Here is a 372-nt window from a genome sequence, read left to right on the forward strand (position 1 = left end):
CAACGCCTGGCTGAAGCTAGGCGGCGCCGTTGCCGCTTCACTGCGCAAGGCGACCGAGGTGGCGGTCATCCTCGATCTGCCGGAGCTGCAGCCCGATGGCCGCCAGGCGGCGAGCCTTGCCGCCGGCATCCTCCTGCGCAGCTACGCCTTCGACAAATACAAGACCAGGAAAGACAAGGAGGACGGCCAATCTGACGCGAAGGACGCCAGGAAGGCCGAGGCGGCGAAGCCCGCCAAGATAACCATCCACTGCGCCGACCCCGCGGCCGCGAAGAAGGCTTTTGCCGGCGAGGAGGCGGTGGTCGATGGCGTGCTGCTGGCGCGCGACCTCGTCAACGAGCCGGCCAATGCGCTGGGGCCGATAGAATTCGC

General features: G+C 67.5%; 1 protein-coding gene. It reads left to right on the plus strand.

Annotated features, from left to right (window positions below; all coding sequences use genetic code 11):
* The coding region (locus EN852_RS36245) for a M17 family peptidase N-terminal domain-containing protein (protein ID WP_281407838.1) at positions 1 to 372 on the plus strand (372 nt) is incomplete at both ends.

The organism is Mesorhizobium sp. M2E.F.Ca.ET.209.01.1.1 (assembly GCF_004010375.2).
GTDB lineage: Bacteria > Pseudomonadota > Alphaproteobacteria > Rhizobiales > Rhizobiaceae > Mesorhizobium.